Annotated in this window: 18 protein-coding genes; 1 reads left to right on the top strand and 17 read right to left on the bottom strand. The window is 27.6% G+C overall.

The features are described 5' to 3' along the window. Positions 1 to 133: 133 nt before the first annotated feature. From H9660_RS07970 to H9660_RS07935, 8 genes are all read right to left on the bottom strand, one after another. Positions 134 to 871, bottom strand: a complete 738-nt coding sequence (locus H9660_RS07970; protein ID WP_191749845.1) for a Fic family protein — start codon at positions 869 to 871, stop codon at positions 134 to 136. A 237-nt stretch (positions 872 to 1,108) separates the two neighbouring features. Continuing rightward, positions 1,109 to 1,690 carry a TetR/AcrR family transcriptional regulator gene (locus tag H9660_RS07965; RefSeq protein ID WP_191749844.1) on the bottom strand — a complete coding sequence of 194 codons (582 nt, stop codon included), beginning with the start codon at positions 1,688 to 1,690 and terminating at the stop codon, positions 1,109 to 1,111. Positions 1,691 to 1,705: 15 nt separating this feature from the next. Further along, positions 1,706 to 2,155, bottom strand: a complete 450-nt coding sequence (locus tag H9660_RS07960) for a methylglyoxal synthase (protein ID WP_191749843.1) — start codon at positions 2,153 to 2,155, stop codon at positions 1,706 to 1,708. Between the two features lie 231 nt (positions 2,156 to 2,386). Further along, on the bottom strand, positions 2,387 to 10,930 hold the full coding sequence (locus tag H9660_RS07955) for a glycoside hydrolase family 94 protein (protein WP_341479579.1): 8,544 nt from the start codon (positions 10,928 to 10,930) through the stop codon (positions 2,387 to 2,389). 173 nt (positions 10,931 to 11,103) lie between these two features. Beyond that, the gene (locus H9660_RS07950) at positions 11,104 to 11,346 is read right to left on the bottom strand and encodes a hypothetical protein (protein ID WP_191749842.1); all 243 of its coding nucleotides are present in this window, start codon (positions 11,344 to 11,346) and stop codon (positions 11,104 to 11,106) included. A 27-nt stretch (positions 11,347 to 11,373) separates the two neighbouring features. Then, positions 11,374 to 12,159 carry a DUF3169 family protein gene (locus H9660_RS07945; RefSeq protein ID WP_191749841.1) on the bottom strand — a complete coding sequence of 262 codons (786 nt, stop codon included), beginning with the start codon at positions 12,157 to 12,159 and terminating at the stop codon, positions 11,374 to 11,376. Further along, positions 12,152 to 12,367 (bottom strand): helix-turn-helix transcriptional regulator, encoded by a 216-nt coding sequence (locus H9660_RS07940; RefSeq protein WP_191749840.1) that lies wholly within the window; start codon positions 12,365 to 12,367, stop codon positions 12,152 to 12,154. The genes H9660_RS07945 and H9660_RS07940 overlap by 8 nt, the downstream gene beginning before the upstream one ends. 178 nt (positions 12,368 to 12,545) lie before the next feature. Continuing rightward, positions 12,546 to 13,841 carry a M18 family aminopeptidase gene (locus H9660_RS07935; protein ID WP_191749839.1) on the bottom strand — a complete coding sequence of 432 codons (1,296 nt, stop codon included), beginning with the start codon at positions 13,839 to 13,841 and terminating at the stop codon, positions 12,546 to 12,548. 285 nt (positions 13,842 to 14,126) lie between these two features. Here H9660_RS07935 and H9660_RS07930 point away from each other — a divergent pair, with 285 nt between their 5' ends. Continuing rightward, the gene (locus H9660_RS07930; protein WP_191749838.1) at positions 14,127 to 15,305 is read left to right on the top strand and encodes a cation diffusion facilitator family transporter; all 1,179 of its coding nucleotides are present in this window, start codon (positions 14,127 to 14,129) and stop codon (positions 15,303 to 15,305) included. Between the two features lie 139 nt (positions 15,306 to 15,444). Here the strand turns inward: H9660_RS07930 and H9660_RS07925 are convergent, their stop codons facing one another. The 9 genes from H9660_RS07925 to H9660_RS07885 form a co-directional block, all read right to left on the bottom strand. Beyond that, positions 15,445 to 16,494 carry a LacI family DNA-binding transcriptional regulator gene (locus tag H9660_RS07925; RefSeq protein WP_191749837.1) on the bottom strand — a complete coding sequence of 350 codons (1,050 nt, stop codon included), beginning with the start codon at positions 16,492 to 16,494 and terminating at the stop codon, positions 15,445 to 15,447. Between the two features lie 180 nt (positions 16,495 to 16,674). Next, positions 16,675 to 16,989 carry a PTS sugar transporter subunit IIA gene (locus tag H9660_RS07920; RefSeq protein WP_191749836.1) on the bottom strand — a complete coding sequence of 105 codons (315 nt, stop codon included), beginning with the start codon at positions 16,987 to 16,989 and terminating at the stop codon, positions 16,675 to 16,677. 93 nt (positions 16,990 to 17,082) lie between these two features. Continuing rightward, positions 17,083 to 18,432, bottom strand: coding sequence for a PTS sugar transporter subunit IIC (locus H9660_RS07915; protein WP_191749835.1), 1,350 nt, complete (start codon positions 18,430 to 18,432; stop codon positions 17,083 to 17,085). A gap of 17 nt (positions 18,433 to 18,449) precedes the next feature. Then, complete coding sequence (locus H9660_RS07910; RefSeq protein ID WP_191749834.1) at positions 18,450 to 18,752, bottom strand: PTS sugar transporter subunit IIB; 303 nt, start codon at positions 18,750 to 18,752, stop codon at positions 18,450 to 18,452. Positions 18,753 to 18,795: 43 nt separating this feature from the next. After that, positions 18,796 to 20,244 (bottom strand): glycoside hydrolase family 1 protein, encoded by a 1,449-nt coding sequence (locus tag H9660_RS07905; RefSeq protein WP_191749833.1) that lies wholly within the window; start codon positions 20,242 to 20,244, stop codon positions 18,796 to 18,798. A gap of 35 nt (positions 20,245 to 20,279) precedes the next feature. Then, complete coding sequence (locus H9660_RS07900; RefSeq protein ID WP_191749832.1) at positions 20,280 to 21,179, bottom strand: ROK family protein; 900 nt, start codon at positions 21,177 to 21,179, stop codon at positions 20,280 to 20,282. Between the two features lie 464 nt (positions 21,180 to 21,643). Continuing rightward, complete coding sequence (locus H9660_RS07895; protein ID WP_191749831.1) at positions 21,644 to 24,124, bottom strand: tetratricopeptide repeat protein; 2,481 nt, start codon at positions 24,122 to 24,124, stop codon at positions 21,644 to 21,646. Between the two features lie 277 nt (positions 24,125 to 24,401). Further along, positions 24,402 to 25,124 (bottom strand): ATP-binding cassette domain-containing protein, encoded by a 723-nt coding sequence (locus H9660_RS07890; protein ID WP_191749830.1) that lies wholly within the window; start codon positions 25,122 to 25,124, stop codon positions 24,402 to 24,404. Then, complete coding sequence (locus tag H9660_RS07885; RefSeq protein ID WP_191749847.1) at positions 25,111 to 25,758, bottom strand: amino acid ABC transporter permease; 648 nt, start codon at positions 25,756 to 25,758, stop codon at positions 25,111 to 25,113. Before H9660_RS07885 ends, H9660_RS07890 begins: the two co-directional genes overlap by 14 nt. Positions 25,759 to 25,795: the final 37 nt, after the last annotated feature.

The following is a 25,795-nucleotide window of genomic DNA, read 5'->3' as shown; positions in this document are numbered from 1 at the left end:
AAGTATACCCTTATTTAATAAAAGAATTTTTTAAAAAAGTATTGACTTTTTATAACTGGTCTATACATTAAAAAAGAAGCTATTTCTAAGGAATAAAAATTTCCTTAGACTAGCTCCTTTTATGTTTTATATATTATTTTATTTCATTATATTTTTTATAATTAAATCCATCAAAAAATGTTATACATTTATCTAACATAAACTTTATTACTTCATCAGCTTCTAAAGTTTCATAAAAATCTAACATCAACTTATTATATTCAATCTTATATCTAGCTGGTACAGAAAGTACTCCTATGTTATTAGCTAATAGTATAAGATTTGATGAAAGCCTAGCAGTTCTCTTATTTCCATCATAGAAGAACTTACAGTAGGATAACCATAAATTCAGTACAATAGCTTTTTCTAGTAAATTATCTATAGAATTTATTTTTTCTATATCAGATTTAAATACTTTATCTAAATTCTCTGAATTAATACATTTATATTTAACTGTTCCTGCAATTCCAATATTACCATTTCTAAAATCACCAACTATTAAGGCTTCATCTTTTGCAACTTTACAATGAATATCACAAATAACTTCTTTGTTTAAACCCAAATAATCTTTTCTACTTAAGTTAATAATATAATCCCAGGATGATTTAATATTTAATATTTGATTTTGATCACTTAACTTGTGCCCACCAACAGTAATACCATCTAGTAAAGTTTGTACCTCTGGGAAAGTAAATGGATTATTCTCTAAATTCCCCATATCATAAACAAACTCACTAATCATCTGCTTTACATAAGTTAAAATATATCTTTTATCACCCTTAGGTAATCCTTCTTTAAATTTATATTTATATCTAGGAATATACGTCTCCATAGCCAACACCTCAAATAAGTATTATTACCCTATTATTATATACCAATATCCTTCTCCATTAAACAAAAACCTAACTATTATTAAACTAATGATAATTACAATTTCTTACATCTAACTAAATAGAGGGCTGTTGAAAACATCCCTCTATTCCAAATTAAAAACTCCGACAGGAGTTTTTTCCTAAATTCTACATTATTCATTATACATTTTACATTAAATTCTCTACATTCTTAATTCTTAATTTTTCATTTCCCTAGTGTTTATTCCATATTCAAAATATCTCATGAATTTTTTAGCAACTTCTTCATGGTTATATTCTTTTTCATTAATTATTTCATAAAGTGCTGCTGAAACTAATACTCCAAGTAAACTATAGCTTAATAGTTCTGGGTCCTCATCTTTAATAAATCCCCCAAGTATTCCTGCTTTGAATTTACTAGTACTATTATCTATAAGAACTTTTATTTCTTCTCTTAGCATATCGTTTCTTTCTTCTGTTCCCCATAACTGACTAATTATAACTTTAAATAAATCCTTATTTTCATAAACATACTTAAGCATTACTTTAACTGATTCTTGTATAATTTCATAGGGATTATCCATTCCTTTAGTTGCTTCATTTACTTCTTCATGAATAAGGGTTATACCTTCCTTAATAATAAATATGAAAAGTTCTTCCTTACTTTTGAAGTGATAATATAAGCTACCCTTAGCTACACCAGCTCTCGCAACAACTTCATCCATAGTTGCTCCAGTATAACCACAATTTGAAAAAACCTTTATGGCTGATTCAAAAATAGCTCTTTTAGTTTTGTTCATCTAATCTCCACCTTTTTAAAAATTATCCTTTCGAATACGAGTATAATAATCTATAACATTTCTATCATATACTTCACTAATTTTTATGGAGCTTAAAAGAAAATCCGCACTAGACTTGCTCATAGCAACAGCTACATCATATAATACAGCTATTCTAAGTAAAGCCTTAACATCTGGATCATGTGGTTGGGATGTTAATGGATCCCAAAAGAATATCATTATATCAATATCGCCATTTACTATAGCAGCACCTATTTGTTGATCTCCTCCCATAGGCCCACTTTTAAAACCTTTCACTTCTAATCCTGTTGTTTCAGTAATTAGCTTAGATGTAGTTCCTGTACCACAAAGTATATGTTTACTTAGTTCTTCTTTATTTTCAGATACCCAGTTTAATAAAGCTTCTTTTCTATTGTCATGAGCAATAAGAGCTATTTTCTTAACTTCTCCCATTTTATAACCCATCGTAATCCTCCCCCTTATTATGTACAATCTATATATTGATATTAAAATTATACATAACAAAATTTTATTTTACAATGGGACAAAGAGATAAACATTATATTCCTTGCTCCGTCGCCTGCGCTCCAAGTCAACCTCATACAATGTTTATCTCTTTGCAAACTGAAGGAAGGAAATTATAAAACTATTATTCACAGGGTAATACGCTTATAATTTCCTAAAAAAGGACAAAGTCTATATTATAACTAAGATGTTTAAGCTCCCCTTATTTCTCGGAATAATTTTTCCATTAAATATTTCATTATTTATGATTATTAACTTATCTTCTCCATGTTTACGTCGTCTAACTTCTATATTATAATCTTCCAATTCATTTTTTATCTTAATATTATAGCTATTCCAAGATTCAGGTACACAAGGCTCTATTATATATCCTTTTCCTTCTATTTTCTTTAAACCTAAAATATCTTCAATTCCTACTTTATACATCCAACCTGATGCTCCAGTATACCAGCTCCAGCCACCTCTTCCACCATGAGGTTCTTTAATATACACATCTGCTGCCATTACATAGGGCTCTACCTTATATCTTCTTGCTTCTAATTCTGTGTTAGAATGATTAATTGGATTTATCATATTATAATACTTCCATGCCTTATCCCCAAATCCTAGTTTAGTTAATGCAAGAATTACCCAAACTGCTGCATGAGTGTATTGACCACCATTTTCTCTAACTCCTGCAACATAACCTTTAATATATCCTGGCTCTAAGCTTGATTTATCAAAAGGAGGAGATAAAAGTTTAATTAATCCATTATTTTTATCTACAAGATATCTATCTACAGCTTCCATAGCTTCTAAAGTTCTTGATTCTTTACCTGCCTTAGATATTATAGACCAACTTTGAGCTATAGAATCTATTTTACACTCGTCATTTTCTCTTGAGCCTAAAGGCTTTCCATTATCAAAATAAGCTCTTCTATACCAGCCTCCATCCCAAGCATTTTTTTCAAGATTTTCTTTTATAAATTCTTTAAAGCTTTCATATTCTTCTTTCTTTTCATTATCTTTTTTATAACTACAAAGTTCTTTAAAGCCATCTAATATTTTATATAAGAACCAGCCTACCCAAACACTTTCACCCTCACCTTTATTTCCAACAGTGCTCATTCCATCATTCCAATCACCACTACCAATTAAAGGTATATTATGTTTTCCAAATTTCAATCCTCTATCTATTGCTCTTAGACAATGCTCATAAATGCTTCCCTTTTTATTAGATACATTAACTATTGTATATCTTTCATCTTCCCCATCTTTTAAAGGTTCATCTTCTAAATAAGGAGCTTCTTCATCTAAAATAGTATAATCACCTGTAGATTTTATATACTCTATAGTTACATAAGGTAGCCATAATAAATCATCTGAAAATCTAGTTCTTATTCCAGAATTAATAACAGGATGCCACCAATGCTGAACATCACCTTCTAAATACTGTCTAGATGCACTTCTTAATATTTGCTCTCTAGTTACTTTAGGTTCTAAAATTCCTATAGACATAGAATCTTGAAGCTGATCTCTAAATCCATAAGCTCCACCACTTTGATAAAATGCACTTCTTGACAAATATCGACAACTTAAAGTTTGATACATTAACCATCCATTTAAAAGATAGTCCATAGAAGGATCTGGTGTCTTTACTTGTATATTTCCTAGGAAATTTGACCAATATTCTTTTACTTCCTTTAGAGAATTATGAACATTTTGTATATCCTTATATTTATTTATCTTTTCTTCAATTAATTCTTGGCTTTCTTCTTCTCCTAATATAATTACTATTTCTCTTTCTTCTCCAGCTTCTAAATGGAAAGCAATTTGTGATGCTAAACAAGGATCATAAATACTTCCAGCTCGATTATTTAACTTTTCTATTTTTAATCCATTAGGATTACTTAAGTCTTCGCCTACTCCAATAAAGCTTTTTCTATCTCCAGTAAAACTTTGTTCTTCTTCTCCTAAGATAGACAAATAGGCTTTTAATTTACCAAAATATTTAGAATATGGATTTATACCATAAATGTAATTATTATTTATATTTGTACTTATATATTTTGCACTTCCGTAATTATAAACACCTAGAACTAATTGAGCATAATAAAATAATGATAAACTTCTGCTAGAATTAGATAAATTTTTAAGCTTAACCCTACAAAGCTTTAATTTTTCATCCTTAGGACAAAATACTTGCATTTCACTCTTAATATTATAGGCTGTATGTTTAAAGGTAGAATATCCAAAGCTATGTTTTATAATATACTCTCCACCATCTCTAATTGGCATTGGAGTGATAGTAAAGTATGTTCCAATATCATTATCTCTAATATATAAAGCTTCTCCAGTTTCATCTACTACCCAATCATTATTCCATGGTGTAATTTTATTTTCTCTACTATTTCCACACCAAGTATAACTAGAGCCTACCTCTGAAATATGGAAACCAAAATCCTTATTAGAAATTACATTTATCCAAGGTGCTGGAGTATTTTCGTAATCCTTTAGTTTAATTACATAACTTTTATCTTTCTTATTAAAACCACCATATCCATTAAAGAAATCTAACTTATCTTCTTCACTCTCAAATTCTTTAGTATATTCAAATTCTTCATTTTTTATATTTGCTGATTCTAAATTAAGTTTTATTTTTGATTTCTCTTCCTTAATACTCTCTTCCTTATTTCCAAAGTTTTTTATATAATCTCCTTCATTTATATTAACTTTTATTCTGTTAAATGGAGCAACTTCTTCATCTCTTTTATATCCCTCATAATCAAAATTATTAGCTTCCATTAATTGATTAGCTAAGTTTCCATTTTTAGAATCTATATAGAGCCTTGAAATTCCTATTAGAAAATTCCTAACTTCTTCTCCCATTGTTGATTTATTATGAAGGAATACTCCACCTGATTTATTTATATTTTCTCTTTCTACAGAGTTTTTAACTGTAGAAAGAATTTCTTTTTGAAGTGGTTCTTCATAGGATGCTTCCTCTTCATTGTAAATTATTAAATCACTCTTAATTCCCTTATTTTTAAAATAATAATGCATATTAATAACTTGCCTTAATAAATCTATATCTTCTTCACCATAAATAATTAAAAGTATAATTGGTAAATCCCCTGATATTCCATAAGTCCATAGATTTTCTTGATTCATATTAATATTTTTTATATACTCTTCTCTATTTTTTCTCCCACTATGAAGATAAAGTAAATAAGAAGCTAGGCTTTGATATATATTAGCTTGAGCTGATCTAATTCCTATATGCTTAAGCTCTAGCTGATTTGCATAGTTATATTCATCTAAGTTTTTTTCTAGCTTTGAAATTTCTTTATATTTGTATATTAAATCTAATATTTCTTCTCTGCCCTCACCTGCTCCAGTTAAATAATAAATACTTGCCTCTTCTTCTGGCTTTAATGTAAGCCTAGTTCTAATACTCATAATTGGATCTAATACAGTTCCTACAGTATTTTGAAGTGGTGCATCATTATCCATAACTTCTGGTGATTTTAAATTTCTATTTCTTCCTATAAAATTAAGTCTTGAAGTTTCATAAGTTAAATCACCATCTAATTCATTATTACTAACTACACTATGAAAAATATACTGAGTAGCTGCACCTTCTGACCTTGGTCTTCTATTTCCTATTAAGGCTTTAGCTTCTTCATTATATTCTGTGCTTATAAATAAATTTGAAAAGCTAGGGTGTACTGCATCTCCCTCAAAGGATTGAAGTGTAACTTCTAGATAGCTAGTTATTTCTATAGTTCTTTGCTTTTTAGCATTATTTTTTAATGTTATTTTCCTAATTTCTAAATTATCTTCACTAGCTAACATTACTTCATATTTAGTGCTTATATTACCATCATTTCTTTCAAAGGTTGCTTTATCTAATGTAAATTCTACTGAGTAAGTATCATTTTCTTCCTTACAAGGTTCATAGCTTGCACTCCAATAATCATTTGAATTTAAGTTCTTAATATAAAAGAACATTCCACTACTATCAGAAGTGCTATCCCCCTTCCATCTATAAATAGTCATATCATTCTTTTTAGAATAACCACTTCCACTATCTGAAATCATAGTTGAATAACTTCCATTTGAAAGTAATAAGACTTCTGGATTTTCTCTTTTGCTACCTTTAAATATTCTTGGTATAAAGCTTTCTCTTTCCATTACTTTATTATTTATATTAGTAATATCTATATCTCTATCAAAAACTATATTTTCAGGAACTCTTTCCTTTAATAAAATCTCAACTGCTTTAATTTCTGGAATACTATGAAATCTTTCTATTAATATATTTCTATTTAATACATTATCTAAGGCAAGTAGAGACATTCCTAAATGATGAACCATATAACATCTAACTTCCTTAGGATTTTCATATCCCTTAGTGTAATCTATAGCTTCAATAAAACCATATCTTCCATAGGCTTTTAAATTATAAAGCTTTTTAAGATTATCTAAAGAAGCTTTTGTATCTAAAGGTAGTGTCATAATAGATGAATATGGAGAAACTACAACTTCATCTTCTAACCCTCTTTTTAGTCCTACTCCTGGAACCCCAAAGGCTTTATATTGATAGTTTTGACTTACATCAAATTCATAATAAGCAGATTCTGATATTCCCCAAGGGATATTTTTCTTTTCTCCATAAGCTTTTTGAGCCTTTACTACCGAAGAATAAGTTAATGACCAAATAGTATTATCAAAGCTTTTTACTATTTGGAATGGCATAAAATATTCAAACATAGTCCCACTCCAAGATACTAAGGATTTATATCCAAAGGCTTTAGTCATATTTCTACTTAGGTTATACCAATGTTCCTTTTTAATTTCTCCTCTTGCTATAGATAGTAATGAGGCTATTCTTGCTTCTGATGCCATTAAGTCATAATAAGAATTTCCTAGAGAATTTTCTTCTATGTTATATCCAATAGCAAATAATCCTCTATCCTTGTTATATAGGAATTCAAAAGTCATATCATACATATTACTATCAATTTCTGATGCTAAAATACTAATTCTTTCATCAAACTCTTTAAGCTTAATTATCTTTTTATCTAGTATTTCTTGATAATCTTCTCCTGAAGCTTCTTTTATTTCTACTAAAATATCTATAATTTGAATAAGTGTTGGCATTCTATAATCCTTAAAAGAATCTAAAACTAACTTTTCAATTCCATCAAAAACAAAATTATAAAAATCTATCTTTCTTTCAATTTCTTTTTCTAACTTTATTAACCAATAATATTCCTTATTATCTTTTTCATTTTTATTTTCATTAATTTTTTCTATTTTACTTTTAACTTTCTGTAATTCATTTTCTAAGGCAACTTTATAATCCTTTAATTTTATATCATCTGGAAGTCCATCATAAAATTCTTCCTTATCATCTATCCTAATTAACGAAAAAGTATCCTTTAAAGCAGATATTTCTTTTTCCCTAACTATTGATTTATTTCTAAAAGTTCTAATTTCTTCCTTAATTATCCACAGGTATCCTAAAAGATTTCCACTATCTACTGTGGATATATATCTTGGCCATAGGGATAACTTTGTTTTTGTATCATACCAATTTAAATAATGCCCCTTATATTTTTCTAGTCCTCTCATTCCATCTAGTATTAATTCAAGTCTATAAATAACTTCACCTATTGATAAATATCCTAAGTCGTAGGCTACAATATTACTAATTAACCCCATTCCAATATTAGTTGGAGAAGTTCTATTTGCCACTCCCTTATATGGTTTTTCTTGATAATTATCTGGAGCTAAGTAATTATTTTCTTCATTAATAAAGTCCTCATAATAAGCCCAAGTTCTTCTTGCTATTTCTCTTAAAAATTCTTCTTCTTCAATTTCAAGTCTATCTTGTATGATTCTTTCTTCCTTAGATATTCTACAAGCAATCATTGGAGCTAAAGCCCATAATATAGCTATTGGTATTGTAGTTACTATTACTTCAAAGGAATTTGAAAAACTAAAGACAATTACAAATATAGCTATAACTAAAGATGGCCACATTTTTTCATAATACAATTGATAATTGTTTTCAATTGATTTTTCTATTCTTTCAGCTGTTTTCCATTGAAGTAAGTTTTTCTTAGATACTATTAATCTATATAAAGTTCTAACTATAGCATCTATCATTAAATAGGCTTGATATGGAATAAAGCTTATAATAAGAACTATTTGTTTTATATTTTTAAAGGTTCCCATTAGCTTCTTTTTAGGTGTAACAACAAAATCTGTAACAGTAAATACTAAGGGAATTATTATTGCTAAAAATAATAATATTGATACTTGAATAGCACCCCTAAGTATTGTTAAAGTTGAAATTAATCCAAGTAATAAACTTGGTGCTAAAAGGCTTCTTCTAAGGTTATCAAAGATTTTCCACTTTGCTATAATTGATAAATCCTTTGAGAATAAAAAGCCTATTATTTGCCAATCCCCTCTAACCCAGCGGTGTAATCTTAATGCACTTGCTAAGTAACTTGAAGGATAGCTATCAATAACTTCAATATCTGTAACTAATGCACATCTAGTTAAAACTCCTTCAAGTAAATCATGAGATAATACTGTATTTTCTTTGATTTTATCTTTTAACAAATTGTAAAAACTATTAATTTCTATAATTCCCTTACCAGTAAATATTCCTTCGTTAAATAAATCTTGATATGTATCTGATGAGGCTGTAGAATAAGCATCTACCCCTGCATCTCCTGCAAATGTTTCCGAAAAACATGTTTTATGTTTATCTTCTAAATTGATACTTACCTTTGGCTGCATTATACTATAGCCTCTTACTATTTTATTTCCTTCAATATATGGTTTGTTTAAAATATGGCTCATAGCAGATATCATTTTATTTGCACTGCCTATAGGTAAGAATGTATCACTATCTAAGGTTATTATATATTTAGCATCCTTTAAAACTTCAATATTAGAGCTTACCACATTATAGCTAGTTTCTTTATTTCCTTTAATTAATGCCATAAATTCCATAAGCTTTCCTCTTTTTCTTTCATAGCCCATATAAACTCTTTCTGAAGAATTATATGATCTTTTTCTATTTAAGAAGAAAAATTTAGTGTCACTAGCTTCCTTTGAATACTTTTCATTTAAGTTTTTTACAAGCTTTAAGCCTTCTCTATTAATTATTTTATCTATATCTTCAACTTCATTTTGGCTATCAAACAAGTCTCCTAATAAAGCAAAATATATATTTTCATCTCTATTTGCCAGATGATAAATCTCTAGCTTTTTCATTAAATTATTTACATCACTTTTATTGCTAAAAATAGCTGGAATAACTACTATTGTTTTATCTTCCTTAGGTACTCCATTAGAATAATCCATCTTAGGTATAAAGCTAACTCTTACAACTTTTGCAATAAACCAATTATATAAAGAAATAACTACTTCACTAGATGGAATAAGCATTAAAATAAAAGCAAATATGTATTGCCCCATGCTAACTCCAAATGGAATGAAATATGTTAAAATTAATATTCCTAAATCAACTAAAATAGTTCCAAATACTATTGATAATATATATGAAACTTCAGGAATCCCTTTATTTATATTTTTATTTATTCCAAATCTTCTTAAGAGCTCTTGTGAGCCATTATCTACCAAATAATATCCAATATGTTTTTTATATAAATTCTCCTCTTCTATATATAAACTACTAAGTTCTAAAGCAGTTTTTACTAACTGAATTTCATCTATATTAGTTTTATTAGATATTTCTTCAATCTTATGTCTATAATAATCCTTAGTTTCAAAATCCATATTATTATAAACTTCAGCTGGATCTCTCATTAATAAAGCTTCAACCTTAGAAGTTTTCTCAAAGAAGTTTTTCCAATTTATAGAGTCCATTATTCTTAATGAGTTTATATTTATACCAATAGCTGTTGCTATACCACTTTCCTTTATATGTTCTTTTATTATTTCTTTTTCAAAGGTACTATTTTCATCTCCACTTAATCTTTCTAAAGCAAATTTATATATTCTTTCATCTTCAATAGAATTATCTCTTAAAATACTAAAGAACTTATCTATAAATTCTGGAGAAAATAATCCATCATGTAAGCTTTTATCATCACCTAAATAATTAACTTCATTAGTACCTAAATCTTCTTCTCTTTTAACTAATGGATATTTGCTTTCTAATTTTAATAATAAAGATTCTATATTTTTATTTTCATAATAATCTATTACTAAATTAGCAAGCTCCTTAGCTCCTAACCTTTGTTTTTGAAGAACCACCATATCATTTACTATTAATCCAAGCTTTATAATTAAAGCTATTCTTAGCATTAATGGAAATGCCCAAAGCTCTCCAATAGTAAAATCTTCATTTAAATTATTTATAAATTTTATTGGATCTTCTTCATCTTTAATACCTTGATTTATATCTATATAATCCTTTGCAAAGCTATAAATTCTAGGATAATTTATTCCCTCTATATTTATATTCGGTAAATTTTCAAAGTAACTATAAGGAAGGTTATGCTTTATAGTCTTAAATTCTTTTTCTATTAAATAAATATTGTCTAAAAGCCATTCTGCTGATGGGATAACCTCTTCTCCCTGCTTTACTAGCTTATTTAGATATTTATGGTTATGAAGAATTCCCTTAAAGGCTTCATTTAATTCCATAAGTACAGTTTTTCTGATATTTCTAACCACTTCATCCTTCACAAATAAATCCCCTTTCTTTTTACTTATGTTTATATTTATTTTATTTTTATCTAATCTATAAACATTAAGGTATTTTTCCCATTAGATAGGATTATTATTTGCAAAAATATGAAATCTTACTCATGTCGAATTATGCACTTTACTTTTAAATCATCATAATTTTAAGTTATTTATTACTTCATAATATAAACACCATTGGGATTATTTATTATACACTTTTCAATTTCATCAATTTGAGCAATAGCCTCTTCCATTGTTGAATATACGCCTAATTGAACTCCATTTGAAGAAAATATCCCCTCAGGAGCAAACCTTCCCCATACAATTGCTTTTCTTTTTTTGTCTCCAAAAACAGATGTAATTTCAACTTTAATTACATTAACTAATTCTTTTTTATTTTGAGTTCTAATCCACATAAAATTCCCCTCTTTTCACAGCTAAGTTTATTTTCTCTTAATCGATTCTATAGAATAAGATATTGTTTGAACTAGCCATATGATTGTCACCATTACCATAGGCATCACACCAAAATTCCATAAATCATGACCTATAACACAAAATATCCAAAGAATAATACAAGTTATTGATACACATTTATATGCTTTATAAGCACTTTTAAATATTCCTAATTTTATTGCTTCATCACAACTTTCTACCCATTTTTTTGAAAAATTAATATCATATATACTTCCTTTCAATAAAGGATTAATTTCTTTTTCTAAGTTAATTACATTTTTTTGTATTAAAATAGAGGATATAAGGCAAAGTATAAATCCTATAAATGAGCAAAAAACTCTTATAATACTAATATCTCCACTTCTGCTATAAAAAGTTGATAAAACGCTTGCTACTCCAAAAAAGAAAAATCCTACAATAGTATTTATAGAGGTAATTAATAGTAAAATAGATAAATTTCCTTCTATTTTATCTACTATATCTTCATTGTCATTTGATTTTTTAAATAAATCATATTTCTTTCGTGTATTAGCATATATAATTTTACTTATTATTATTATTATTAAAGATAGTACAATGCTAACAAATGGTGTAATTTTTTCAAGAATACTTATAAGTAAAATAGGAACACTTTCTCCTAATATTTCTTTTAAATTTCCAGATATAAATCCCGTGAAAAAACCTGCAATCAAAGCTATAATTATCAAAATTATAAAACCCTTAAAAGCTTTCTTATCTTCCTTTTTAATTTCATTAATATTAGTATTACTCATTAATATCGTCCCCCTCATAACTAAAAATATCTTCTACTTTTACATTAAATACTCTTGCTATTTTTAATGCTAAAGTCACTGATGGAGAATAATCTCCACGTTCAATTTGACTAATTGTCTGCCTCGATACCCCAACCAAATTTCCCATTTCTGTTTGATTGACATTAATTTTGGCTCTATATTCTTTCAAACAATTGTATAATGGCATATAAATCCTCCTGACTATTTTCATTGTCATTATGACAAATATAGTTGTCATTTATAATTGTAATTTATTCCAATAATCATGTCAAGATTTACTTAGTAATAATTCCCAAAAAAAAAGATTAGGATAATAAAATGGGTTCATTATCCTAATCTAATAATTTTATTTTCTATTAAATTTACTATGCGTTAAAAAATTCAGTAAATAATTTTATTGTGTAATAGTTATCTTTAACTGTTGCAAGCTCTCTTATAGAATGCATTGAAAGTAATGGTGCTCCCATATCCATTACTGGAATAGTTAATAGAGACGTTGTTATTGGTCCTATAGTTGTTCCACCTCTAACATCTGATCTATTAAAGAATTTTTGGTATGGAACATTGGCAGCTTTGCATAGACCTTCAAAAATTGCAGCATTGTAGCTATCTGTGCTATAACTTCCTGATGCAGCTGTTTTTAATACAGGACCATTACCTAATACTGGTCTATTAGTTGGGTCATGTTTTTCTTCTGCATTTGGATGTACAGCATGAGCTAAGTCTGCTGAAATCATTAATGAATTTGATAAAGCTCTATGAAGTCCTTCTCTATCTTTTCCTAATGCTAAAGTTATTCTTTCTAATATATTTAATAATAACGCTGAGTTAGCTCCTTGAGCTGTAAGGCTTCCAATTTCTTCATTATCTATACAAACCATAACCTTAGTTGATTTATTTACCTTACTTTCAATTAAAGCTTGAATTCCTGTGTACACCATCCACATATCATCTAGTCTACCAGCTGAAATAAACTCTTCGTTTAATCCTATAATTCCACCTTTTTCAATTTCATATAATCCTAAATCAAACCCTAGAATATCACTAGCTTCTACCTTTAACTCTTCTGCTAAAACCTTAACTAAATATCCATTCTTTTCAAATTTATCATTTATTAAGCTTAATAAAGGTAATGTATCTTTTTGTTTATTTATTGCAAAACCTTCATTTACACTTCTATTCATATGAATTGCTACACTTGGTATTATAAGAAGTGGTTTATTTATATTTACAATTTTAACTTCTGGCTTTAAAGTAGATTCTCCTTTTAATGTAACCTTTCCTGCTATTCCAAGTGGTCTATCAAACCAAGTATAAAGAAGTGGTCCACCATAAACCTCAGTATTAAGCTTTAAGTACTTTCCTTCTGAAACCATTTCTGGATTTGCCTTAATTCTAAATCCTGGAGCATCAGTATGAGCTCCTATTAACTTAAATCCATCTTCTTCAACATCTCCATTTCCTACTGTAAAAGCAATAAGAGCTGAATCATTTTTTATAACATAATACTTACCTTCTTTTTGTAAGTTCCATTTTTCACTTTCTTTTACTTCACTAAAACCATTTAAATCTAATCTTTCTTTTATAGTTTTTACTGAATTATATGCTGTTGGACTTTTATATAAAAAGTCAATTAAATCTAATGCTAATTCTTTTTCCATCTTAATCCTCCTAATATATTTCAATTAATATTTTATATTATTAAAGTATTTTAAACTTGAAATTTAATATGCTTATTTAAGTAAAATAATAAAATAATAAACATATTATCTAATATACTTTTATTATAGCATAAAATTTATACTTAACCATTATTATACTTCTTTAAAGCATTTTTATTATAATTGAAATAAATTCACTTTGGTATATAATAAGCTTATAGTATTGCAAAAATTAAGAATTAAATCTAATTTTTGAGGAAAATTTATATAGATAGGAGTGATGAAATGATATCTAAATTTCTAGTTAAAACCTTTATTAAAGACTTTGAAAATACTAAAGACCCTAAAGTTCGTAATAAATATGGTAATTTAGGTGGATTTGTTGGAATAACTATTAACTTTATTTTATTTCTAATAAAATTCTTTATTGGTATGTTAGTAGGTTCTATTGCAATATCTGCTGATGCCTTTAATAACTTATCTGATGCTGGTTCATCTATAATTACTATACTTGGATTTAAAATGGCAAGCAAACCTGCTGATGCAGAGCATCCTTTTGGACATGGAAGAATAGAATATTTATCTGCACTCTTAGTTGCTTTTTTAGTAATGTTAGTTGGAATTCAATTTATTAAATCATCAATTGAAAGAATTTTAAATCCCACTCCAGTAACCTTTGAACTTATACCATTTATTCTTTTGTTAATTTCTATTGGTTTTAAGGTTTGGTTGTCTTCATTTAATAAATTTGTTGGAAATAAAATTAATTCCTCAGCATTAAAGGCTGCTGCAACAGATGCTCTTGGTGATGTGTTTACTTCTACTACTGTTGTTATTTCATTTTTATTATCTAAATTCACAAGCTTCCCAATAGATGGATATATAGGCGTACTAGTTGCTTTAGCAATTTTATATGCAGGTTTTGAATTAGTTAAAGAAACTCTTAATCCCTTACTTGGTGAAGCACCTGATCCTGAGCTTGTAAATGATATATGTGAAAAAGTTTTATCTTATCCTCTTATTTCAGGAGTTCATGACCTTATAGTTCATAATTATGGTCCTGGAAGAATAATAGCTTCAATACATGCTGAAATACCATCTGATAAAGACATAATGGAAATTCATAATGTAATAGATATGGCAGAAAGAGAAGTTTCTAGAGATTTAAACATACACCTAGTAATTCATATGGATCCAATTTGTATTATTACAGATGAAATAAAGGAAACTTGGGACTATGTAGAAAAAGTTTTAAGAAAATATCCAGAAATTAAATCAATGCATGATTTTAGAATAATTGGAGAAGGAGATACTAAAAACCTTATATTTGATATAGTTGTATCCCCTTCAATAGCAAGTAAGAGAAAAGAAAAAGAAGAAATGCTTAAAAATATTAAAGAAGCAATCCATTCAGAACACCCACAGTACAACTGCGTAATTACAGTAGACTATGACTTTATGTAGGGTCCCCCTATAAATAATGTATAATGAAGAATTAAGAATGTAGAATTAAGGTTGTTTTGCATAGCAAAACTAAATTTGGAGCAAAGCTCCTTTTATTTAAAAATCCTATTGATTTTTTTCCTTAATTCTTCATTATTTTTTATTCTTTTAAAACTTTGCAACTTTTTCTTTTAATCAAAGTTACTGGCACTACATACTTAGGTGAAAACTTACTATCATTTTCTATTGATTCTATAATAGATTTAGTTGCTATATCTGCCATTTTTACTAACTCCATTCTTATTGAAGTAAGTGGTGGAGTAAAATATTTTGCTGACTCGATATCATCAAATCCTATAACAGAAATATCCTCTGGAACTTTTAAACCTGCTTCTTTTATAGCTTTTATTGCACCAAATGCTATTTTATCATTACTAGCAAAAATAGCAGTAAAATTAATGTTTTTATTTAATAGTTTCTTAGCTGCATCATAACCGGCATTTTCAACAAATTCACTATTTATTATTAATTCTTGGTCTACTTTTATACCAGAATCCTCTAGTGCTTTTTTATATCCTCTAATTCTATCATTTGATGAAAATTTAACTGTGCCTCCAGTAATATGTGCTATATTCTTATGATTCATGTCTATAAGATATTTTGTAGCATTATAAGCACCATTATAATTATCAGCATTCACTATCATACACTTATTATAAGTTTCATCATTCTGCTTAATAGATTGGTCAACTAATAAAACTTTATACCCTTTATTAATTATTGCTTTTATAGATTCATCTCCATCATTCTGACCTATGAAAATTCCTCCAGAAATAGTTTTATTGTAAAAATATTCCTTAATTTTCTCATACCCATCAACAGTATGTATTATATGAACAAGAACTGTATAATCCATTTCACTTGCCATTTCTATTACTGAACTAGTAAATTCCAAATAATATGGACTTTTTGTAATTATATTTTTAAGACTATCCCCTTTACACATTAAATCTATAATAAATAATCCAATAACTCTGTTTTTACTTCCTGCAAGCATCCTTGCTGAAGCATGTGGCACATAATCATATTCTTTAATTACCTTTAATACTTTTTCTCTTGTTTTTTCTGGAACATTTGAATAATTATTTATAACTCTGGATACAGTACTACGCGATACTCCTGCAAGTTTTGCAATTTCACTGCTTTTCATAAAAACTTATCATCCTTTCATTTTAAACACGTGTTTATATATAATACTATATTATTTATTTCTATTTTTCAACATTTTATTACTTATCAAAACAAGAAAACACCTATATATTAAATACTTTTTCAGTTTAATATATAGGTGTTTTTATAACTTTTTATTTAGTATATTTTTTTATTAAAACTATTTATCATTTAATTGTTTAAACATTTCTATCATTTCTTCAATTAATGATTTAATTGTTTCAGCTGACATCATTTGATCTTCTGCATGCATTATTATTAATGAAAATTCAACCTTATCTCCCGATGCTTCTTTTTGTATCAATGAAGTATGTGCATGATGTCCTTTTATAAGATATTCTGATGATTCATTTATCTTCTTTTCAGCTTCATTATACTTTCCTTCTCTAACGTCTCTTAATGCTTCAATAGCTAATGATTTTGCCATTCCAACATTACTAATTATCTCAAAAGCTATTAATTCAATTCCATCCATTTGTAAATCCTCGCTTCTAAATTATTAACTTATAATATTTAGTTCATTATATTTTTAAATTACTAATATCTAATATTCTAATCTTTAGATTAATTATACTTCTTCTAATTTCATTTCATTTTGTGATTCTTTTCTCATCTCAGATTTATTTGCTGCTATTACAAAAGGTGCATATACTAATACACTAGCTGCAAGACATATAAAACCTACAATTAACGCTGTTATATTTCCACCCGTTCCCAAAAATGGCATCAATGGTCCTGGAGTTGTCCAAGGAATACCGATTACTACCGGTGGCATAATTTCAAGAACAATAACTGCTACATACCCAATTATTATGTTTACAAATGGTGCTAATATAAATGGAATTATATAAATTGGATTTAAAACTATAGGTAGTCCAAATATCACCATTTCATTTATGTTAAACAATCCCGGTGCTAAAGAAAGTTTAGCTATACTCTTTGTTTCCTTTGATTTACAGAATATTAACATTGCTATAATCAAACCTAATGTACATCCTGAGCCACCATATTCAGAGAAAGCACTAGCTATACCACTGTATGTTATTGGATAAGGTGCTCCCCATGCTGTTCCTTGACTAGCAACGTGTAAAAGATTTGCATTACCAGCTTCTGAGAACATAGTATCTCTTATTGCCGCTATAGTGTTTGGTCCATGTATCCCCATTACCCAAAGTGATTGAGATAATAATGATAATATAACTACTGAGAATATACTTTGACTCATTTTAGTTAAAGGCGTTTGAATTATGTTATAAATTAATTCATGTAATCCACCTGGTGCAACCATCTTAACGAAGTAGTTAACAACTGAAAATAATATTGTTGTAATAATAATTGGTAGTAATACTTTAAATGATCTTGCAACTGCTGGAGGTACTTGTTCAGGCATTTTAATTTCTAATTTTGAAGAATTTGATAATCTAGACATTATTTCACCAACTAATAATCCAACTAGAATTGCTACGAATAATCCCTGAGCACCAGTATATTTAGTTGTAATATAATTTATACCTTCATTATTAAAATAATCAGGATAAATTATAAAGTAAACAGAAACTGCTGTTAATCCTGTTAATAAATCATCACCATTAAGTGATTTTGCAAGGTTTCTAGCTATTAAAAATACTATTAGTATAGCGAAAATATCTGCGGAACCTTTAACAACAGGAGCAAATACACTCTGTAATTTAACTATATCAGGAAATAATTTTCCAAATTGTAATATCTTAAACATGAATCCATCAGCTGATAAGAAAACATTATTAAGTAATACAATTAAAGACCCCGCCATAGTTAATGGGAATGATAATATAAAAGCATCTCTTACTGCACATATATGTCTTTGTGCATTTAATTTTGACGCTATTGGTACCAATACTTTCTCAATAGAATTTTGAAATTTCTCCATAAAACTCATTTTATTTCACCCTTTTCTTAACTTATTTTATTTAGTGCCTCTTCTAAAATTGCTTTTCCATTCATAGTTCCATATAATCTCATATCCATTACTTCAACTGGTATTCTACCACTTACAAGTTTTTCAACATTTGCTTTTTGGAAACGTACTTGAGGTCCTAAAAGAACTATATCAACATTATCAATAACTGTGCTACATTCTGCTACCGGAAGAGCTTCTATCCACACCTCAATTCCCTTTGTCTTTGCTGCTTCTTTCATTTTAGTTACAAGTAGACTTGTAGACATTCCTGCTGAACATACTAATAATATTTTTTTCATAATTTCTTTCTCCTTTTTTTATATAATTGCTTATAAATTAAATTTATAATTCTTCTCCATTAGTGCTTATAACTTTCTTATACCAATAAAAACTTTTCTTTTTAATTCGCTTTAAGTCATTTTCATTATCTTCATCATTTTCATCTCTATTCACATATACAAATCCATATCGTTTTTGATATCCATTCAACCAACTTAATAAATCTGTAAATGACCAAGTGCAGTATCCTAAAAGATCAACTCCATCTGTTATTGCTTCTTTACAAGCCTTAATATGTGAACGTAGATAATTAATTCTATAATCATCATTTACAATATCGTTTTCTTCAAGCTTATCAAACTCTCCAAGACCATTTTCTGTTATAAGTATAGGAAGATTATATTTACTTGTTAATCTTCTTAATCCTATTCTTAATCCTGTAGGATCGATTGCCCAATCCCAATTTGTTGTTTCTAAATGAGGATTTTTTGAATTTTTATAAACTCCAGGTACACCACTTTCTTTAGTAGTTCCCTTTTTCCCATTAGTATTCATAGCTTCTGATGCTCCAACTCCATCAAGTGGATTCATTGCAACTGTATTTGTTTGGTAATAATTTATTCCTATAAAATCAGGCTTTGCTCTTTCTAATAATTCCATATCTCCATCTTCAATAGTTGGTGCTATTCCAAGTTTTTTATAATATTTCAGTGCAAACTCTGGATATCTTCCTTTACAATAAACATCAAGCCACCAATTACAATTTAAATCCTCTGCATTTTCTGCTGATAATACATCACCTGGATTACAACTTAATGGATAAACAGGTGAATATGCAAAGCTTGGACCAATCATTCCATCTGGAACATAAGCTTTAAATGACTCAATTACTGTAGCATTAGCTAAATTTGCTATGTGATTTGCATTAAGCATTCTTTTTTGATCTCTCACACCAGGTGGATGCATAGCTATTGAATATCCTAATGTTAAGAATACATTTTGCTCATTTAATGATACCCAATGTTTAACTTTATCTCCAAATCTCTTAAATAGTGTTACACAATAATTATTAAAATCATTTATTATTTTTCTTGATTCCCATCCACCATATAAATCTTGAAGATATTGAGGTAAATCCCAGTGATATAATGTAATTATTGGTGTAATATTATTAGCTATAAGCTCATCTATTAAATTTTCATAGAACTTTAAACCCTCTTCATTTACATCTCCTATTCCATTAGGATAAATACGTGTCCATGCAATTGAAAATCTATAAGCTTTTAATCCCATTTCAGCCATTAAAGCCACATCTTCTTTATATCTATTGTAATGATCTACTGCAACGTTACCATTTGTATTTTTGAAAGTTGTTCCTGGTATTCGTGTATAAACATCCCATATACTTTCACCTTTTCCATCTTTATCCCATGCACCTTCAACTTGATAAGCAGCTGAAGCTGATCCCCATAGGAAATCTTCTTTAAATTTATCTAACTTTTCGTATATCATACATACACTCCTTTATGTTAATATAAGTAAATATTTTATAATTTTATATGAGCATTTATAACTGCACCTAATATATTTGCATCATTATTGTATTTACAACTATCAATTCTAGTAGTAATGAAATCTGCTCCAAGATATTCAACACATGTCTTCTTATACTGTTTTTTTAATTTATCTATAAACCATTCCTCTTCTGATATCCCTCCACCTATACATATAACTTCAGGATTATAAAAAACCGTAATAACTATCAATTCAGCTACTATATTCATTATCCATTTATTTACTGATAATTCAGCGATTTCATTGCCATTTAAATATTTTTCACATACTTCATATCCATATTGAACTTGCTCACTAATTTCAACCTGGCTGTTATATATATTTATTAGACCAGTTATTGATGCATAATCTCCCATACTATCAAGATTACCTGTTTTATCGTTTACAAAAGGCATATTATGAAATTCTCCCGCAAATGAATCTTTTCCATATACAACTCCCTTTTCATCGCATATACATCCACCAGTCCCTGTTCCTATTATTAAAAATGCTGAAGATTTACTTCCTTTAGCATTACCTATTGTAAATTCACATAGTCCTGCTGATTTTGCATCGTTAATTGATGATACTTTTTTTTGTGTTCTTTTTTCAATTTCATCATTTATATTTGTACCATACATAATAGCTACATTCGGAGCAGCATATGATTTAACATTTGAGTTTTCATCAATAAGACCTGGTGCACTTATCCCTATTACATCAATTTGATCAATTAATTTTATATTTAAACATATGTAATTATAAAATTCTTCTACAGTATTGCATTTAATAGTTTCAATTTTCCACTTATCTTTTATATTATATTGTTTATCTATTAATGCATACTTAATAAATGTTCCTCCTATATCTATACCTAAGTCAAATTTCTCCATATTGTTTCTCCTTAAATTAAATGTCTTACAAATCACTTTATGCAATATATAAAACACTTTGAACTCGCGTTTAATGATTCTAAAAAAAATATAAATTATTTTTTAATAGCTTTTATCTTTAGTTTCTTAATTTTTATAATTTAAAAAGAGTTTTTATCATATATAATAAAATTTTTTTATTTAAACTTAAAATATTTATACATTTACTGTATAATCTATAAACCCGTGTTTATATTTATATAATATACTAAAAACAATTACATTTCAATATAATTTTTACAATCATATAAAAATTATTCAATAATATTACAAATTATAATAATAAAACCTTACATTCTGCCAATATTAATCTACTAATTTATTTTAAATAAATTTTGAAATTATAATAAATTATTACTTTCTGTAAGATTTAAAAAAACTTAAAATGAAGAATTAAAAAAATCCTTAATTCTTCATTTTAAATTTTAATTATTCATTAAATTATAATATGCTTTCATTTCTTTATATTTATATAAATTAATTTCTCCTTCTAAACTCTTATCTTTTTGGTACATTCTTATTAAATCATTTATTCCTTCGTAAAAACCTAAATGTATGCTTTTTGTTATAAAGTTAATTCCTATTCTTATTAAGTCCTCATCTTTAGTTCGTTTGCCTTTTTTAATTTCATTTATTCCTCTTATATATATACTCTTAGGATTTTGCATTGACTCTTCTGAGGCTTTAAGATTAAATTCTTTTATTTTTCTTCCCCTTTTATATAAATAGTATTCTAAATTCGAGTATGCTTCTGTTTCTCTTAAGGAAATTGCTTTTAAATAATATTCTATTGCTTCCTCTTCGTCTACTTCTAATAATCCCTCTTCACACAATTTTCCTAATAAGTTATATGCCTTCCCTTTATCTAAACTCATTAATTCATTAATACATTTATTAGCATTATCACTAGAAATATCTACACCTATACCTTTTAAATAGTAATAAGCTAACTTTTCATTCCCTTGTACTATATCTAAATTTTTTAAAAGTTCTGCTCCTTCAAATGCCCTAGAGTAATTTTTTTTTCCTCCAATACCTTTTTCATAAATTTCTATTAATTCTATAATTCCTCTTACACTCACCATTTCTAATGCTTTTTCATACAAATCTATAGAAGCCTCAATATCTTTCGCTAAGAAAATTCCATTCTTATACCAATTTGCTATTTGTAAAATTGCTTCCTCACAGCCTTTTTCTGCAGCTTCTTTAAAATTAATAAATGCCATTTCATCACTTTTTTTTACAGCTAACCCATAATGATTTAATAAACCATAATAATATATTCCAAGTGGTAGTCCCCCCTCTAAAGTAGAATTCACATAACCTAAAATATCTAATTCATCTACATCTTTATAGTTTAAATAATCTCTTATTCCTTCTGTAGCCAATACTTCTGCTGCATAATAAGAGCCCTTCATATATGCTTTTTTTAAATATTCTATTGCCTTTTTCTTATTTTCCTTTAATAAAGCTAATCCCATAATATAAAAACTATTATGATCTTCTTCTTCTAAAGCTATCCTAATATATTCAAGTGCCTTTTCTTTATTTTTTTTAACACCCTCTCCATTAAGATACATACTTCCAAGTCTTTGTGTGGATTTTACATCTCCATTTGCATGACCCTTATAATAATTTAATAAAGCCTGCTCCAAATTTTCCTCTGCTTCATATAACTTTCCAACTTTATAATAAAGTTCTACATTTCCTTCTTCTATACTTTTTTCATATAAAGAAAATGCCTTTTCCTTATCTTCTTCTACGTATAATCCCCAATAATACATATCACCTAAACTTTCAAGACAATTTTTATCATTTTTATTAACACCTTTTGATAAATAAAAGAAAGCTTTTTTATAATCAGTATCTATAGAATTTCCCTCTAAATAAGATTGTCCTAATACATAATATGAATCTTCAAAATCATTATCTGCAGATTCTTCAAGCCAATAATATGCCTTAAAAATATTTTTTTCACATCCATCTCCATTTTTATAAAGATATGATAAAGCATATTGAGCTGGTGCAAAACCTCTTTCTGCCGCTTCTTTATACCATTTAAAGGAATAATCCATATTCTTTTCTACTTTTTTACCTTCATAATATAGATATCCTAATGAATATTGAGAAAAAATATTTCCTTTTAAAGCTGCTTTTTTATACCAATAAAGGGCTTTTTCAATATCCTTTTCTCCACCATAACCTTTTTCATAAAATAACCCTAAATAACTCTCAGCATGTTCATTTCCCTCTTTTGCAGCTTTTTCAAAGTATTCTTTAGCCTTAAAATAATCCTTCTCTACATTTTTACCTAGGTAATACAATTCACCATTAAGTAAATTTTCTTCTGCTGATGTTTCTTCTTGTAAATACTCTTCTATTTCATCTAATTCCTCTATTCCAAGAGAATCTAGAATTTCGTCTTCACAATCACTATCAAAGCTAATATTTATATACTTATTGAATACATTCTTTTCTTCGTCACTTAAACTACTTATAAACAATGAATAATCCTCTTCTCCATAATTTAAAGAAAGCCATACACATATTTCAAAAATAAGATCCTCATTTTTTAAAATATCCATATAATCAAAATCTTTTTCTTCCTCTAAATTGCTATTTAATAAATCTTTAAAATAATATAATTCCTCCAAATAATTTTTAATATATCTCATTAAATCATAAGAAATAATCTTTTTCTCATAAAGTAATTCCATATTTTCTTCTAAATTATTTTCAGTATTATAAAAAATTTTATTATTTAAATGAGCTGTAATTATAGCCTCTTTTATAAATTTAATTAGATTTAAATTTACAACCTTCAAATTTTCCTCTTCCCAAATTTTATTTAATATATAGTAGATATCCTTAAATTCCAATAACAAAAAATCAAAGTTGTACTTCATCTAATTCTCTCCCCATTAATTTCTTATTATTATTTTATTTCTTATATTTTTTTATAGAACAAAAGGAGCACCAAAGATGCTCCTAATTAATAAATACAAATTATATTTTAAACTATTTACTCTCTCCTATTATTCATATTCTCATTCTAAATTTCTTTTAACTCCTGCCCAAATACTAATATCTACTAAGAAATACAATTATAATAAAAAACTCAGCTTTAGCCGAGTTTTATCAATAATTCTACATTTTACATTTTTAATTTTTAATTGCGAAGCACTATAGTACTTTAGATAAAAAGTCCTTTGTTCTTGGATTTTTAGGATTATCAAATATTTCTTCTGGAGTTCCTTGTTCTACTATATTTCCTCCATCCATAAATAAAATTCTATCTCCAACTTCTCTTGCAAATCCCATTTCATGAGTTACAACTACCATAGTCATACCTTCCTTTGCAAGATCCTTCATAACAGCTAAAACTTCTCCTACCATTTCTGGATCTAATGCTGATGTAGGTTCATCAAATAACATAACATCCGGTTCCATAGCTAAAGCCCTTGCTATGGCTATTCTTTGCTTTTGTCCACCTGATAATGAAGCTGGATAAGCATTTGCCTTATCTAAAAGTCCAACCTTCTCTAATAAATCCTTTGCTTTTTCTTCTGCTTCAGCTTTTGATTTATTTTTTACGTTTATAAGTGCTATTGTTATATTATCCATTACTGTTTTATGAGGAAATAAATTAAATTGTTGAAAAACCATCCCCATTTTTTCTCTAACTTTATTTATATCAATATTTTTATCTGTAATATTCTGTTCCTCAAATATTATCTCACCGTGAGTTGGTTCTTCTAATAAATTTAAACATCTTAAAAAAGTACTTTTCCCAGATCCTGAAGGTCCTATTACAACAACAACTTCACCTTTTTTTATATGATCATTAACGCCTTTTAAAACTTCATTTTCTCCAAAATATTTGTGTAAATTATTAACGTAAATCACTAGCCTTCATTCTCCTTTCTATATAACTCATAACTCTTCCAAGGGTAAATGTAATAACAAAATAGAATACAGCAGCTACTATTAAAGGTTCAAAAGCTCTAAAAGTTTTTCCTGTAACAACTTTTGCACTATACATTATTTCTCCAACACCTATTACAGATGCCATTGAAGATTCTTTAATTACTGTAACAAACTCATTACCTATAGCTGGTAAAATATTCTTAGTTGCTTGAGGTATTATTATAAGCTTCATAGCCATAAATTGACTCATTCCTAGACTTCTTGCAGCCTCTAATTGTCCCTTATCTACAGCATCTATACCTGCTCTTATAATTTCAGAAACATAAGCTGCTGAGTTTAAAGAAACTGCAATTATACCAGCTGGTATAGGATCCATATTTATTCCTAATAATTGATCAAATCCATAGTAAACTAACATAATTTGAAGAAGCATTGGTGTTCCTCTAATTATTTCTATATAAGCAGATGCTAATACACTTAAAGGCTTAACTTTTCCTATTTTAAATTTTGATCTCTTCATAAGAGTTAATAATGCACCAAATATAACCCCAAATAAAACACTTAAAAGTGATATTAATATTGTCCACTTAACACCAGTATAAAAATACTGCATATTCCCAGCTAATACACTAAAATCTAATGACAAAGCT

Source organism: Clostridium gallinarum (assembly GCF_014836325.1).
Lineage (GTDB): Bacteria > Bacillota > Clostridia > Clostridiales > Clostridiaceae > Clostridium > Clostridium gallinarum.
Note: the sequence above shows the minus strand (reverse complement) of the source record. Positions and strands in the feature narration are given on the sequence as shown.